Origin of the sequence: Microbacterium gawkjiense (assembly GCF_031932225.1) — a bacterium.
Lineage (GTDB): Bacteria > Actinomycetota > Actinomycetes > Actinomycetales > Microbacteriaceae > Microbacterium > Microbacterium gawkjiense.
In genome coordinates this window covers 630,183-644,072 of record NZ_JAUZVV010000002.1, presented here as the reverse complement: position 1 = coordinate 644,072, position 13,890 = coordinate 630,183, and the positions used below count along the sequence as shown (strand labels likewise).

General features: G+C 74.3%; 7 protein-coding genes. 5 read left to right on the top strand and 2 right to left on the bottom strand.

The window, feature by feature from the left end; translation table 11 throughout:
- The first annotated feature begins 70 nt into the window (after nucleotides 1–70).
- Nucleotides 71–3,148, top strand: a complete 3,078-nt coding sequence (locus Q9S71_RS11295; RefSeq protein ID WP_311862429.1) for an ATP-dependent helicase — start codon at nucleotides 71–73, stop codon at nucleotides 3,146–3,148.
- Nucleotides 3,145–6,426, top strand: coding sequence for an ATP-dependent helicase (locus Q9S71_RS11290; protein ID WP_311862428.1), 3,282 nt, complete (start codon nucleotides 3,145–3,147; stop codon nucleotides 6,424–6,426). Before Q9S71_RS11295 ends, Q9S71_RS11290 begins: the two co-directional genes overlap by 4 nt.
- A gap of 24 nt (nucleotides 6,427–6,450) precedes the next feature.
- Here the strand turns inward: Q9S71_RS11290 and Q9S71_RS11285 are convergent, their stop codons facing one another.
- Entirely contained in the window at nucleotides 6,451–7,695 is a 1,245-nt protein-coding gene (locus Q9S71_RS11285; RefSeq protein ID WP_311862427.1) for a phosphotransferase, read from the bottom strand.
- A gap of 64 nt (nucleotides 7,696–7,759) precedes the next feature.
- Between Q9S71_RS11285 and nudC the strand changes: the two genes are divergently transcribed.
- Entirely contained in the window at nucleotides 7,760–8,662 is a 903-nt protein-coding gene (nudC, locus tag Q9S71_RS11280) for an NAD(+) diphosphatase (RefSeq protein WP_311862426.1), read from the top strand.
- The gene (locus Q9S71_RS11275; RefSeq protein WP_311862425.1) at nucleotides 8,659–10,371 is read left to right on the top strand and encodes an ATP-dependent helicase; all 1,713 of its coding nucleotides are present in this window, start codon (nucleotides 8,659–8,661) and stop codon (nucleotides 10,369–10,371) included. Before nudC ends, Q9S71_RS11275 begins: the two co-directional genes overlap by 4 nt.
- A 787-nt stretch (nucleotides 10,372–11,158) precedes the next feature.
- On the opposite strand, the gene Q9S71_RS11270 is transcribed toward Q9S71_RS11275, so the two are convergent.
- Complete coding sequence (locus Q9S71_RS11270; protein ID WP_311862424.1) at nucleotides 11,159–12,577, bottom strand: zinc-dependent metalloprotease; 1,419 nt, start codon at nucleotides 12,575–12,577, stop codon at nucleotides 11,159–11,161.
- 126 nt (nucleotides 12,578–12,703) lie between these two features.
- Here Q9S71_RS11270 and Q9S71_RS11265 point away from each other — a divergent pair, with 126 nt between their 5' ends.
- Complete coding sequence (locus Q9S71_RS11265) at nucleotides 12,704–13,840, top strand: YlbL family protein (RefSeq protein WP_311862423.1); 1,137 nt, start codon at nucleotides 12,704–12,706, stop codon at nucleotides 13,838–13,840.
- Nucleotides 13,841–13,890 lie beyond the last annotated feature (50 nt).

Below are 13,890 nucleotides of genomic sequence, written 5' to 3'. Positions count from 1 at the left end.
GAACGGCCCGCCCCGCGCCACGCGGGGCGCCGGGGGGCGGGTGTCCGTCGCTCCGGTTAGCGTGGAGCCCATGCCCGACCTGCCGTTCGCCCTCGACGCGGCGCAGCAGGTCGTCGTGGGTCTCGAACCGGCGGCATCCGGTGTCGTGATCGGTGCGCCGGGATCGGGCAAGACGGCGACGCTCGTCTCCCGCGTCGTCGCACTCATCGACGACGGGATGCGTCCCGACGAGGTCGTCGTGCTCACCCCGACACGGACGGCCGCGACCGCGCTGCGCGACCGGCTCGCGGTCGGCGTGCGCGTCGCCACGAGCGGTCCGCTCGCGCGATCGGTCCCCGCCTTCGCGTACCAGGTGGTGCGGTCGCACGCCGTCCATGCGGGCGACGAGCCGCCGCAGCTGCTCACCGGGCCCGACGAGGACCGGATCATCGGCGACCTGTTGGCGGGCGACGCCGAGGACGAGGCCGACGGCCCGTCGCGCTGGCCGGAATGGCTGCCCGCCGACATCCGCGACACTCCCGGGCTCCGGGCCGAGATCCGTGCCTTCCTCGCCGAGATGACGACGCTCGGCATCGAGCCCGAGGAACTCGCCGCGCGCGCCGCCGCCACGGACCGTCCGGTCTGGGCGTCGCTCGCCTCGTTCGCGCGGGAGTACCGCTCGGTCCGCGCGCGCATGCGCGGCGCCCACCGCGACGCCGCGGGTCTCGTGCGCGAGGCGGTCGGGCTCCTCCGCAACGCCCCCGCCGGCTCGCCGGCGCTCGGCGCGGTGGCGGGACTGCGGGCGATCCTCGTGGACGACGCGCAGGAGCTGACCCTCGGCGGCGTGGAACTGCTCGAGGCGTGCCGACGGCGGGGGATCGCCGTGCTCGCCTTCGGAGACCCCGACGTGGGCTCGGGATCCTTCCGCGGCGCGCGCCCCGAGAACTTCGCCCGCCTCGCGACGCGGACGCACGTCCTCGACCGCATCCACCGCGGCACGCCCGCCCAGCGGGACCTCGTCGCCCAGGTCACCTCGCGCATCGGCGCCGCGGGACTGGTCGCCCACCGGCATCCGCCCGTCGGCGTCGAACCCGACGAGAGCCTGCGCGCCTTCGCGCTCCGCTCCGGCGCGGAGGAGGTCGACCTCATCGCACGCCTGCTGCGCGAACGGCACGTCCACGACGGCGTCCCCTGGGAGCAGCTGGCGGTCATCGCGCACGACTCCCGACAGGTGACGGCGCTCGAGGCGGAGCTGTCGGCGCGCGACGTCCCGACCGCGGCGGTGGGGCCTGCGCGCGCCCTCGCCGAGACGCCCATCGTCCGGGATCTCCTCCGGGCGGTCGACCTCGCGGCCGTCTCCGCGGAGTCACACAGCGACGACGAGGTGCTCGACGTGCTCGTCGGCGGTGGTCTCGACCCCGTCGAACTCCGCCGGCTCCGGGCGGCGCTGCGTCACGCGGAGCTGCGCCGCGGCGGCGAGCGGTCCGCGCGCGAGCTGCTCGCGTCGGGGGTGCGTCATCCCGTGGAATTCGACGTCGTGGACACCCCGGAGGCCCGGCGCGCCGCGCGACTGTCGCGCACGCTGGCCGAGGTCGCCGAGCAGATCCGGGCGGGCGCGACGGCGCACGAGCTGCTGTGGGCCGTGTGGGAGCAGCGCGGGCTGGAGCGGCAGCTGCGCACGCTGGCCGACGGCCAGGGACCGTTGGCCGACCAGGCCCGCCGCGACCTCGACGCCGTCGTGGCGCTCTTCGAAGCGGCCAAGCGGCACGGCGAGCGGGAGGACGGGACCGCGCCGATCGACCACCTGCGCGCGCTGCTGCACTCCGAGGTCGCGGAGGATCGCCTCCGCACCGGCACCGTCGCCAGCGGCGTGCAGATCTCGACGCCTGCCGCGGCGCTCGGCCTCGAGTTCGACACCGTCGTCGTCGCCGGCGTGCAGGACGGCGTCTGGCCGAACCTGCGGCTGCGAGGGAGCCTCCTCGAGACGGCGCGGTTGGCCGAGGAGGACACCGACCTCGACACCGCCGACCGGCGTCGCGCGGTGCTGCACGACGAGCTGCGGCTGTTCGCCCGCGCCGTATCGCGCGCCCGCTCGCGGCTGGTCGTCACCGCCGTCGACGACGACGACACCGGTCCGAGCGTCCTGTTCGACCTCCTCCCGCCCGCCTCTCCGGCGCCGCGCTCGGCGGAGCACCCCCTCACGCTGCGGGGACTCGTCGCCGCGCACCGCCGCCGGCTCACCGACCCGCGGTCGTCGGAGTCCGACCGGGAGGATGCCGCGGGCCAGCTCGCGCTCCTCGCCGCGGCGGGTGTGCCGGGCGCGCGTCCGGCGCAGTGGTACGGCCTCGCGGAACCCACGAGCACCGCGCCGCTGCGGGATCTCGACGTCGCGCCGCTGCGCGTGTCGCCTTCCCGCATCCATGCTCTCGAGCAGTGCCAGCTCGACTGGGCGATCGGCGACCTCGGCGGGGATCCCGGTACGGCCGTCGCCGGGCTCGGGACGCTGCTGCACGGCGCGCTCGAGCACGTCGCGACGGCGGACGAGGAGGCGCTGTGGTCGTACGTCGAGGACGGCTGGTCTCAGCTGGAGTTCGAGGCGCCTTGGATCGATGAGGCGGAGCGCCGTCGCGCGCGGGACCTCGTGACCCGGCTCGCCGCATACCTGCGCGACACCGAGCGGGCGGGCACGACGCTCGTCGGCGCCGAACCGCACTTCGAGGTCGAGCTCCCGGTGCCGGATGCCGCGCACCCGGCGATCCTCTCGGGGTACATCGACCGCGTCGAACGCACCCGGGACGGACGCGTCGTGATCGTCGACCTGAAGACGGGGCGCAGCGAGGCGACGGGTGAGCGCGCCGCCCTCGAGAACCCGCAGCTCGCGGCCTACCAGCTGGCGTTCGAGCGCGGTGCGATCCCCGCGGCGGCGGGAGCGGAGCCCGGGGGTGCGAAACTCCTCGTCCTGAAAGGCACCCGTCACGGCCCGTACGCCGAGCCGAGGCAGGAGCCTTTCGACGACGAGACGCGGGCCGCGTTCCTGGGACGCGTCGACGAGGCGGTGCGGATCATGCGCGGCACATCGTTCGTCGCCCCGTTCGAGGAGCACTGCCGTGACGACCACACCCGCGGACTCTGCCGCATCCACACGATCGGACCGGTGAGCTCGGCGTGACCCCCGCACTCCTGAGTCCCGAGGCCGTCGCGGCGGCCCTCGGGCAGTTCCCGCCGACGGCGGAGCAGTCGGCCGTCATCTCAGCGCCGCTGGCGCCGGCGCTCGTGGTCGCGGGCGCCGGCAGCGGCAAGACCGAGACGATGGCCGGTCGTGTCGTCTGGCTCGTCGCGAACGGTCTCGTGCGCCGGGACGAGGTGCTGGGGCTCACCTTCACGCGCAAGGCCGCCGGCGAACTCGCGGAACGGATCGGTTCGCGGCTGCGTCGCCTCGTGGAGTTCGAGCGGCGCGGCCTGCTCCCGCACCTCGGTCGGCTCCACGCCGAGGGGCGGCTCGCGGTGTTCGGCGAGCTCGAGCGGTCCGGTGCTCCCGAGTCCGCTCGACGTGCGGCGCTCGACGCCCTCGCACCCGAGTCGCCCGGCGGTGACGGCGCGGACGCCCTGCTCGAGCGGCCGGCGGTGTCGACGTACAACAGCTTCGCCGACGCCATCGTCCGCGAGAACGCCGTCCGCATCGGTCGTGATGCCGAGGCGGTCGTGATGAGCGAGTCGGCGGCGTGGCTGCTCATGCGGCAGGTCGTGCTCTCCTCCGACGACCCCCGTCTGCCCGATCGCGCCGAGCGTCCGTCGACCATCATCGACGCGGCGCTGCGGATCGCCCGCGACAGCGTCGACAACCTCGTCGAGCTGGACGACCTCGACGCGTTCTCGACGGCCTTCCGGGACGTCCTCAAGCGTCCCAGCCAGCGCGCCGGGACCTCCGTCTACGCCGAGGTGCGGACGGCGGCCGAGAAGGTGTCGGGCCTGTCCGTGCTCGTCGCCCTCGCGCGGACGTACGAGGCCGAGAAGCGCCGCCGCGGGCTCATCGACTTCTCCGATCAGGTCGCCGGGGCGCTCCAGGTGGTCCGGTCGCATCCGGCGGTGGCCGCGGAGCTGCGCGAGCGGTACCGGGTCGTCCTGCTGGACGAGTATCAGGACACGTCCGTCGTGCAGACCGACCTGCTCGCGACCCTCTTCCGGGGCACCGCCGTCATGGCCGTCGGCGACCCGCACCAGTCGATCTACGGCTGGCGCGGGGCGAGCGCGGGGAACCTGGGCGACTTCACCCGTTCGTTCGACCCGGATGCCGCCGGTCGCAGCTACGCGCTCCTCACCAGTTGGCGCAACGGCGTCGACGTCCTGCGCGCCGCGGGTGCGGTGCTCGCTCCGCTGGACGCGCCCGTCGAGGTGGGTTCCCTCCGGCCCCGTCCGGGGGCGCCGGCGGGGCGGGTCGACATCGTGGTGGAGGACGACCTCGACGCCGAGGCGGATGCCGTCGCGGCGTGGTTCGCGGACGTCCGGAGCGAGCGTCACCGCGCCGGACGGGCGACGACGGGCGCGGTCCTGCTGCGCAGCAAGAAGCACATGCTGCGCTTCGCGGACGCGCTCGGGCGTCGCGGCATCCCTCACCGCATCCTGGGGCTCGGCGGACTGCTCTCGACCCCGGAGGTCGTCGACGTCGTCTCCGCGCTGCGGGTCATCAGCGATCCGCGGTCCGGCTCCGCGCTCATCCGACTTCTCGCCGGCCCGCGGTGGTCCGTGGGGCTCGCGGACCTCCGCGAACTCGCGCAGGTCGCGGCGCGGCTGGTGCGGCACGACACTGCGCTGCAGCCGCTGCCGACCGAGCTCGCCGAGATCATCCGCGCCTCCGCCGGCGACGAGGGCGGTTCGCTCGTCGCCGCGCTCGACTTCGTCGCGCGGCAGAAGCCCGACCACGGGTGGCTGGCCGGGTTCACCCCCGCCGCCCGCGAGCGGCTGCGCGACGCCGGCGCCGTCTTCGCGGGTCTGCGCCGGGCCGCGGGGCTTCCCATCCCCGAGCTCGTCCGACTCATCGAGAACGAGCTGCGCCTCGACATCGAACTCGCGGCGAACGAGTCCCGCGGACCGGCGCGCACGGCCTCCGATCAGCTGCGCGCGTTCGTCGACGAGCTGCACGGGTTCTTGCAGACCGACGAGCGCGGCTCGCTGCCCAGCCTGCTCGCCTGGCTCGACCGGGCCGAGCGCATCGACGAGTTCGCGCCCCGGACGGAGCCGCCCGAGGACGACGTCGTCCAACTGCTCACGATCCACGGATCCAAGGGCTTGGAATGGGATGCCGTCGCCGTCGTCCGTGCCGTCGAGGACGAGCTGCCCGCCGCACTCCGGGACGCGCAAGGGTGGCTCGGCTTCGGCGTCCTGCCGTACCCCTTCCGCGGCGACCGCGAGTGGCTGCCCGCGTTCCTGTGGTCGGCGCACGACGCCCCGACGCAGCAGGACCTCAAGCGGGAGCACGCGGCGTTCAAGGACGGCATCCGCGAGCGTCACCTCGCCGAGGAGCGGCGGCTCGCGTACGTCGCGGTGACCCGGGCCCGCGAGCACCTGCTCATCTCGGCGTCCCCCTGGGCGGGGACGAAGAAGCCGCGCGTCGTGAGCCGGTTCGCCCGTGAGATCGCGGACGAACTCGAGGCGCCCCTGCCCGAGTCGGAGACGACGGAGAACCCGTACGAGGGGGCGCGGGCGACCCTCGAGTGGCCGATCGACCCGCTCGGGGCGCGGTCGGCGCGGGTGCGGGACGCGGCGGCGCGGGTGCGGCAGGCGATGGCGGCCGCCCCGGCGACACCCACGCGCGACCTCGAGCTCCTGCTGGCCGAGCGGGCCGCCCGGGCCGCGGGGCGGTCGCCGCACGCACCGACGCGCATCCCGGCATCCCGGTTCAAGGACTTCATGGCGGACTACGGCGCGGCCGCGACCGCGGCGGCCCGGCCGCTGCCCGAACGTCCCTATCGTCAGACGCGGCTGGGCACGCTCTTCCACGCGTGGGTCGAGCACCGTTCCGGACTGGTGGGCCGCGCGCGGTCGGCCGACGACGTCCTCTGGGACGACGACGAGGACGCGACCTCGGCGTCGCCGGCGGACGCCGAGGCGCTCGACCGGCTGCGCGAGGCGTTCCTCGCCTCGGAGTGGGGGGATCTGCAGCCGATCGAGGTCGAGACCGAGATCGACTTCGTCGAACCGGATCCGCTCGGTGACGGCCGGCCGCACGTCGTCATCTGCAAGCTCGACGCCGTCTACCGCCGGGGCGACCGGATCGAGATCGTGGACTGGAAGACCGGGCGCCCGCCCCGCACCGCGGCGGAGCGCACGGAGCGGATGCTGCAGCTCGAGCTCTACCGGCGGGCGTACCACGCGAAGCACGGCGTGCCGATGGAGCGGATCGACGTCGCGCTGTTCTACGTCGCCGACGGCCTCATCCTGCGCGGCTGAACCGGTGGGCGGTCCGGGGAGGGGTCAGGCCGTGCCCGTCCACCGGCGCAGCGCGTTCTTCGCGGCGTCGTCGGGATCGCTCTCCTCGGCGGCGGGTGCGTCGTCGGTTCCCGGCCAGTCGCTGAACTCGATCGGCTCGGTCTCCTGGTCGACGGTGTCCGACGCTGCCGGCGCGGCCGTGGCTTCGGCGTCCTCGTCGAGGAGGCCGTCGATGAGACCCGGGTCGTAGGCGTCGGTGTGCATCGAGGTGTCGACGGCCTCGGCCGCGCCGGCGGGGACTCGCCCGAGCGCGGCGATGGCGTCGTCGACGCTGATCGTCCCGCTGCCGATCGGCGGTTCGTCGCGGACGCTCTCGTCCAGCGACTCGAGCAGCGCCACGGCATCCGCGGTCACCGTCTCGGAGGCGGAATCGTGTCCGTGGACGAGCCACTTCGCGAACTCGAGCTCGGCGTGCAGGCGGGCCCGCTCGGCGAGCATGGTGTCGGGGGAGCGGCCGGCGGCGGCGCTGTAGGCGACGACGACGTCGGATGCCGCGTCGGGAGCGCTCGCGATCCAGCGCAGGTCCTCGGCCGGGTCTCCGATGCTCAGGCCGCCCCACGTCAGCAGCCCCGAGACCGTCGGCACCCCGTCGACGTCGGTCAGCGTGAAGGCGGACGGGTCGACGCCACCCAGGGTGACGGTGGGCTCGACGTTCCAGAGCGCGTCGAGGGCGACGGCGCGGCTCCAGCGGCGGAGCAGGCCGAACGGCAGACGGCCCGTCGCCTCGGCGCGGTCGAGTAGGCGCTCGGTGTCGGTGCGGACCTGGGCCGCGGTGCGGGCGGGGAGCCCCGCGCCCTGCACGATCGAGGTCGGCAGGTCGTGGATGCCGGCGATCGCCGCCGCGAGGGCGGTCGCCACCCCGCGACCCGGCGGAACGTGCGCGGCATCGACCCGATAGCCCGGCAGGTAGGTCTGTACGCGGGCGGTGCGGGTGCCGAGGCGCGCCTGTCCGACGTGCTCGGGAGCCCGGAAGGGCATCATGGCGCGGACCCCCGCCGTGAGGGCGGCCAGCGCCGTCGTCTCTCGGACGGCCTCGGCTTCGGCCTCGTCGCTCTCGGGGACACGCACCACGAGGCGAGAGCCGTCGTCGAGGTGGACGACGGCGCTGTCGAAACGCCCGCCTGCTCCCTCGGTGAGGGCCGCGGCGCCCGTGATGGCCGTGCGCACACCCGTCGCCTGCGAGAGAGCCGCCGTGGCAGCCGCGGCTAGAGTGAGAGGAGAGCGTGCCATGCCCCCCAGGGTAGGCGGGGCACGCCCCCGCGCACCGGCGCCACGCCCGCAAGAGAGGTCCTCGATGACGACGAAGGACGTCCCGCCGCCCCTGGCGCGCGCGGTCATCGACCGCGCGGCGCAGGAGCGACTCGACGACGGTCTGCTCGACCGCATCCGTACCGATGCCGACACCCGCGTTTTGCTGCTGCACGGGGACCGCGCCCCGGTCGGGAGCCCGGCGACGCTGCAGTGGGTCGCCCCCGACGCCGTCCCGGACGGAGCCGTATGGGCCTTCCTCGGCCGCGACGACGCGCACCGCCCCGTCGCCGTCGCAGCGCTCCCGGCATCCGCGGACGAGCCCATGATCCCGGGCGTCGAGTGGGCGGGGCTCCGCGCGGTGGGCGGCGACCTCGACGCCGACGAGGCCGGACGCTTCGTGCAGGGACTCAGCATCGGGCGGTGGTTGATCGACGCGCCGTTCTGCCCCGCGTGCGGCGGAGAGACGCGCGTCGAGCAGGCCGGCTGGTCCCGACGCTGCCTGCAGTGCGGCCGGCAGCACTTCCCGCGGACGGATCCCGCCGTGATCGTGGCCGTCGCGAGCGCCGACGGCGAGCGTCTGCTGCTCGGCCGGAACGCGGCCTGGGGCGACATCCCCACCTATTCGACGTTCGCCGGGTTCGTCGAGGCCGGCGAATCGCTGGAGACGACCGTCGAGCGTGAGGTCGCGGAGGAGGCCGGCGTCCGGCTCGATCGGATCGTGTACCGCGGGTCGCAGGCGTGGCCCTACCCGCGCTCGCTCATGCTCGGCTTCACCGCCCACGCCGTCGCGGATGCGGAGGCCCGCGCCGACGGCGAGGAGATCCTCGACGTCCGCTGGTTCACCCGCGACGAGATCCGTGACGCCCTCGCCGGCCGAGGGGAGATCCGCCTGCCCGGCCGTGCGTCCATCGCGCGCAGCCTCATCCTTCGGTGGGTGGGGGAGTGAGCGTCGACCCCCTCGCAGACCTGGACGAGCGGCAACGCGAAGCGGCGTCGACGCTGCGCGGGCACGTCTGCGTGCTCGCCGGCGCGGGGACCGGCAAGACGCGGGTCATCACGCACCGGATCGCCCACGGCGTCGACACCGGTGCGTACTCGCCGCAACGCGTCATGGCCGTGACCTTCACGACGAAGGCCGCCGGTGAACTCCGTGGCCGCCTGCGCGCCCTCGGCGTGGAGGGCGTGGCCGCGCGCACCTTCCACGCCGCCGCGCTCGCGCAGCTCAACTTCTTCTGGCCGCAGGTGGCGCGCGACACCGCTCCCGCCATCGTCGACAGCAAGGTGCGTCTGCTCTCGCATGCCGCCGACGGGATCGGTCTGCGGCTGGATGCCTCCACCCTCCGCGACGTCGCGTCGCAGATCGAATGGCGCAAAGTCACGATGCGCTCGATCGAGCAGTACGCGGTCGATCGCCCCGGCGGCATCCCGGGTCTGGCCCTGGACCCCCTCATCGCCCTGCAGCGCGCCTACGAGAAGCTGAAGGACGAACGGCGGCAGCTCGACTTCGAGGACGTGCTGCTCGCGTGCGCGGGCATGATCGAGTCGGAGCCGCGGGTCGCCGCCGCCGTCCACGAGCAGTACCGGCACTTCACGGTCGACGAGTTCCAGGACGTGTCGCCGGTGCAGAACCGGCTGCTGGAGCTGTGGCTCGGGGATCGCCGCGACCTCTGCGTCGTCGGCGACGCGAGTCAGACGATCTACTCCTTCGCCGGCGCCGATCCCCGCTACCTCCTGGACTTCGCCACGCGGGACGACGACGTGACGGTCGTGCGCCTGGAGCGCAACTACCGATCGGATGCCGCGGTCCTCGCGGTCGCCAACGAGCTGATGCGCGGGCGCCCCGGGGCACTGCAGCTCTCGACCCCCGCGCCCGCCGGGCCCACCCCCGAGGTCACCGCGTACGACGACGACGCCGCGGAGGCGGAGGGCATCGCCGCGCGGATCGCCGCGCAGCTCGCCTCCGGAGTCGACCCGCACGACGTGGCCGTCCTGTACCGGCTGAACGCGCAGTCGGCGCCGCTGCTGGCCGCGCTCTCGGCCCGCGGCATCCCCGCCACCGTCCTCGGCGGCAAGCGGTTCTGGGACCTGCCCGAGGTGCGCCAGGCCCTCCTCGCCCTGCGCGGCGCCTCCGTGGCGCCCCTGTCGGGGTCGTTCCTCGCGACCGTCCGCGACGTCCTCCGGTCGCTGGGGCTGACCGACGAGGCGCCGCCGGCGGGCGGGGCGTTGCGCGACGCCTGGGAGGCGCGCGCCGCCGTGCTCCGCCTCGCCGAGGAGGCGCCCGAGGGCACGACGCTCCGCGCGTTCGCCGACGAGCTGACGGCGCGCGCCAAGGCGCAGCACGAGCCGGCGATGCGGACGGTGACCCTCGCGACGCTGCACGCCGCGAAGGGCCTCGAGTGGCCGCACGTGCACCTCATGGGCCTCAGCGAGGGGTTGCTCCCGATCTCGTACGCGACGAGCTTCGAGCAGATCGACGAGGAGCGTCGCCTGACCTACGTGGGTGTCACGCGGGCCGCGCGTACGCTGTCGCTCTCGTGGGCTCGACGGTCGGGGAACCGGGAGCGTCAGCGCTCCAGATTCCTTCAGGAGATCGGCAGAGGCACGCTGCGTGAGGGCGGTGCGCGCGGGTCTCGCGCTGTCCGTCCGCCGCGGTGAGCACGACCGACCGTCCCGCGTCGCCCGTGCGCAGCAACCGGGCGGCCAGCGCCGCCGCCTCGACGAGCAGGAGCGGCTCGGTCGCGACGGACGGGCGCGCGAGCAGCTGAGCCGCGACGAGCGGCCAGCCCGCGTCGCGGTCGCGCCGGTCCGCGTGGAGGCACGCGATGCAAGCCGTCCGGCCCGGCACGACGAGCGGGCCGACGACGACACGGTCGCCGGCGAGTTCGATCGGCAGGTGCGGGGTGTCCTCCGCCGTGAGGCGCGCCGCGCGGTGCGGATCGATCAGCTGGGCGGCGACGACCACGACCGGGCCCGGCCCGGGCGGCAGCGCCCACCGCTCGCACGCGTCGATCTCCAGACCCGCCGCCGCGAGGCCCGCCACGAGGGTCGTCTCGTCGTCGTGGCCGAGGTCGGCGGGCAGCTCGATGCGGATCGGCGGGACCGGCGCGGCGTCGGCGACCAGGGCGTCCTGGATGCGGATGAGGAAGGCGTTCGCCTCACCCGGGCCCGCGCCGAGTTCCCGCGCGAGCGGTACGAGGCGAGCGTCCGGGATGCCGTCGACCAGCGCGTCGAGCAGACGTTCCTGCCAGGGCTGCAGGCCCGTGAGCGGGCGCTCGTCGTCGATGCCGAGTTGCACGCTGGTGGGTGTCCGCCACAGCGGCGGGTGGGAGGGCGCGAGACGCAGCATGCCGCGATTCTGGCCGGGATGCCGCCGCCGGCGGGTGTGCCCTCCACAGGCCCGTCGTGCCATGGGCGCAGGCGGGCCCTGTGGAGGAGGCGCGGGTCAGACGGGGCGCGGCCCGGTGGGACCGTCGTCCCCGCCCGCGGCGTCGCCCGTGGACGGGTCGTCCTGTCCGCCGGCCTCTTCGTCGAGCAGCGCCTCGAGCGCGTCGTCGAACGCGTCGCGCTCGGGCTCCTCGCCCCGCTGACGCGCCTGCAGTCGCGCGATGAGTGCAGCCGGCTCGTCGATGTCCTCGGCCGTGGGCATGAGGTCGGGGTAGTCCCAGAGACCGTCGCGAGCAGCGGAACCCACGGCATCCGTCACGGCCCGCCACATGGCCGCGGCTTCCCGGAGCCGTCGCGGACGGAGCTCGAGGCCGACGAGCGACGCCATCGCCTGCTCGGCGGGACCGCCGACGGCCCGGCGACGGCGGACCGCCTCGGCGATGCGGTCGGCGGAGGGCACGCGGGTCGTCGCGTCCGCCGTGACGACGTCGACCCAGCCTTCGATGGTCGCGAGCAGGTTCTCGAGCCGGGTCAGGGCCGCGACCTGCGCCTCGGAGCGCTGCGGCAGCAGCGCGCCGCTCTCGATCGCGGCCTTCAGCTCGTCGGGGGAGGACGGGTCGAACCGCGAGGCGAGGTCCTCGAGCGCGTCGGTGTCGACGTGGACGCCGCGCGCGAAGTCGGTCACCTGCGAGATGACGTGCAGGCGCAGCCACTTCGCGTGACGGAACAGGCGTGCGTGGGCGAGTTCGCGGGTGGCGAGGACGAGGGCGAGCTGGTCCTCCTCGATCTCCAGGTCGCGTCCGAAGTCGGCGAAGTTCTGCGGCAGGATCGCGGCCTCGCCGGTGGGCATGAGCGGGATGCCGACATCGCCGCCGCTGACCACCTCGAGCGAGAGCTTGCCGATCACCGCCCCCAGCTGGCCGGCGAACAGCGCCCCGCCGACGCGGCGCATCAGGCGGCCGGCGCCCTCGATGGCCGGACGCATCTCCTCCGGGGTCTGCGACTCGAGCGCCGCCATGAGGGCGTCGCTGATCGAGGTCGCCACCGGCTCGGCGAGTTCCTGCCACACGGGGAGCGTGGCCTCGACCCACTGCCCGCGGGTGATCGGGCGGGGCGTCTGGGCCAGCTCGCCGATCGTCGTCGCCTCGCTGAGCCAGAGCGAGGCCAGCGCGAAGGCCTGGTCGAACTCGATGCGCGCCCCCGCCGTGATGCCGAGTCCGTCGCGGTTGGCGATGTGGAGTGCCTGCGTCTTCGCCGCCGACCAGTCCACGCCGTCGTCGCCGTCGTCTCCTGCCATCGCCGCCTGCAACTGGCGCATGATGCTCTGCATCATGGCCGGGTCGATCCCCATCCCCGACAGCTGCCGCAGCTGGTCGGGGTCGATCCCGCCCTGACCGCCCAGCATCCGGCGGAGCATCTCGGCGAGATCTTCGTCGCCGGGCAGATCGTCGCCGGTCCGGTCCGCGTCATCGGTCATGTCAGGCGCCTTTCAGCAGGGGGGAGACGTCTCGTTCTACGCTAATGGCAGGTTTTCTCCGCCCGGTCCGAGCGGGAGACATCCCGTGTACGCCGGCCGCGAACGAGCGCCGGAGGAAGGACCCGCGTGTCGCTTTTCGAGGACGCCACCGCCACCCCGTCGCGCTCTGCCGAGCCGCGGCGCTCCGGCGGGTCACGTCGCTTCTCCGTGGGCGTCTGGGCGCTCGTGATCGCGTTGGTGGCGCTCCTGGTGCTGAGCTTCCTCCCGACCGGGTTCGTCATCCAGCGCCAGGGACCCGTCGTCAACACCCTCGGTTCGGCCGAGAACACCGACGGTGAGGAGGTCCCGCTCATCTCCGTCCGCGGCGCGGAGACCTATCCGACGGCCGGTGCCCTCGACCTCACCACCGTGCAGATCGCCGGCAACCGCGAACGCACCCCGTCGTGGTTTGAGCTGGCGATGGCGTGGTTCGACCCGTCCCAGGCGGTCCTGCCGATCGACCAGGTGTTCCCCGCCGGGACGACCACCGAGCAGCGCAACGAGGAGAACGCCGCCCTGATGGTCGACTCGCAGAAGGAGGCGACGGCGGCGGCGCTCACGCAGCTCGGCTACGAGGTGCGCTCGCACGTCGGCGTCGGCGCCCTCACGGAGGACTCGCCCTCGAGCGGGATCCTCGAGGTCGGCGACGAGATCGTGAGCGCCGACGGGACCCCGGTCGGCGACACGGCGCAGCTCCGCTCCGTCATCAACGACGGCGGCGGCGACCCGGTCGAGCTCGTCATCCGTCGCGGGGACGCCGAGCGCACTGTCTCGGTCACCCCGGTGCGCAGCGAGACGGCGGACGGCCCGGTCTGGATCATCGGGATCACGACGGCCCGCGACTTCGACTTCCCGATCGACGTGACGATTCAGCTCGACCGCATCGGCGGTCCGAGCGCCGGTCAGATGTTCGCCCTCGGCATCATCGACACCCTGACCCCCGGCGAGCTCAACGGCGGCGAGCAGGTCGCCGGCACCGGCACGATCGACTCGGCCGGCACGATCGGTCCGATCGGCGGCATCCGTCAGAAGCTCTACGGAGCGCTGGATGCCGGTGCGGACTATTTCCTCGCCCCGCAGCGCAACTGCGACGAGGTCGTCGGGCACATCCCGGGTGACCTGCGCGTCATCCCGGTCGCGACCCTGGACGACTCGCTCGCCGCCCTCGACGCCATCCGCACGGGGGAGGGCGTCGACGACCTGCCCGTGTGCACGGTCGGCTGAGCGCGGCATCCCGCCCCTGCGATTCCGCCCAGAGCGCACCGCGCCCCGGC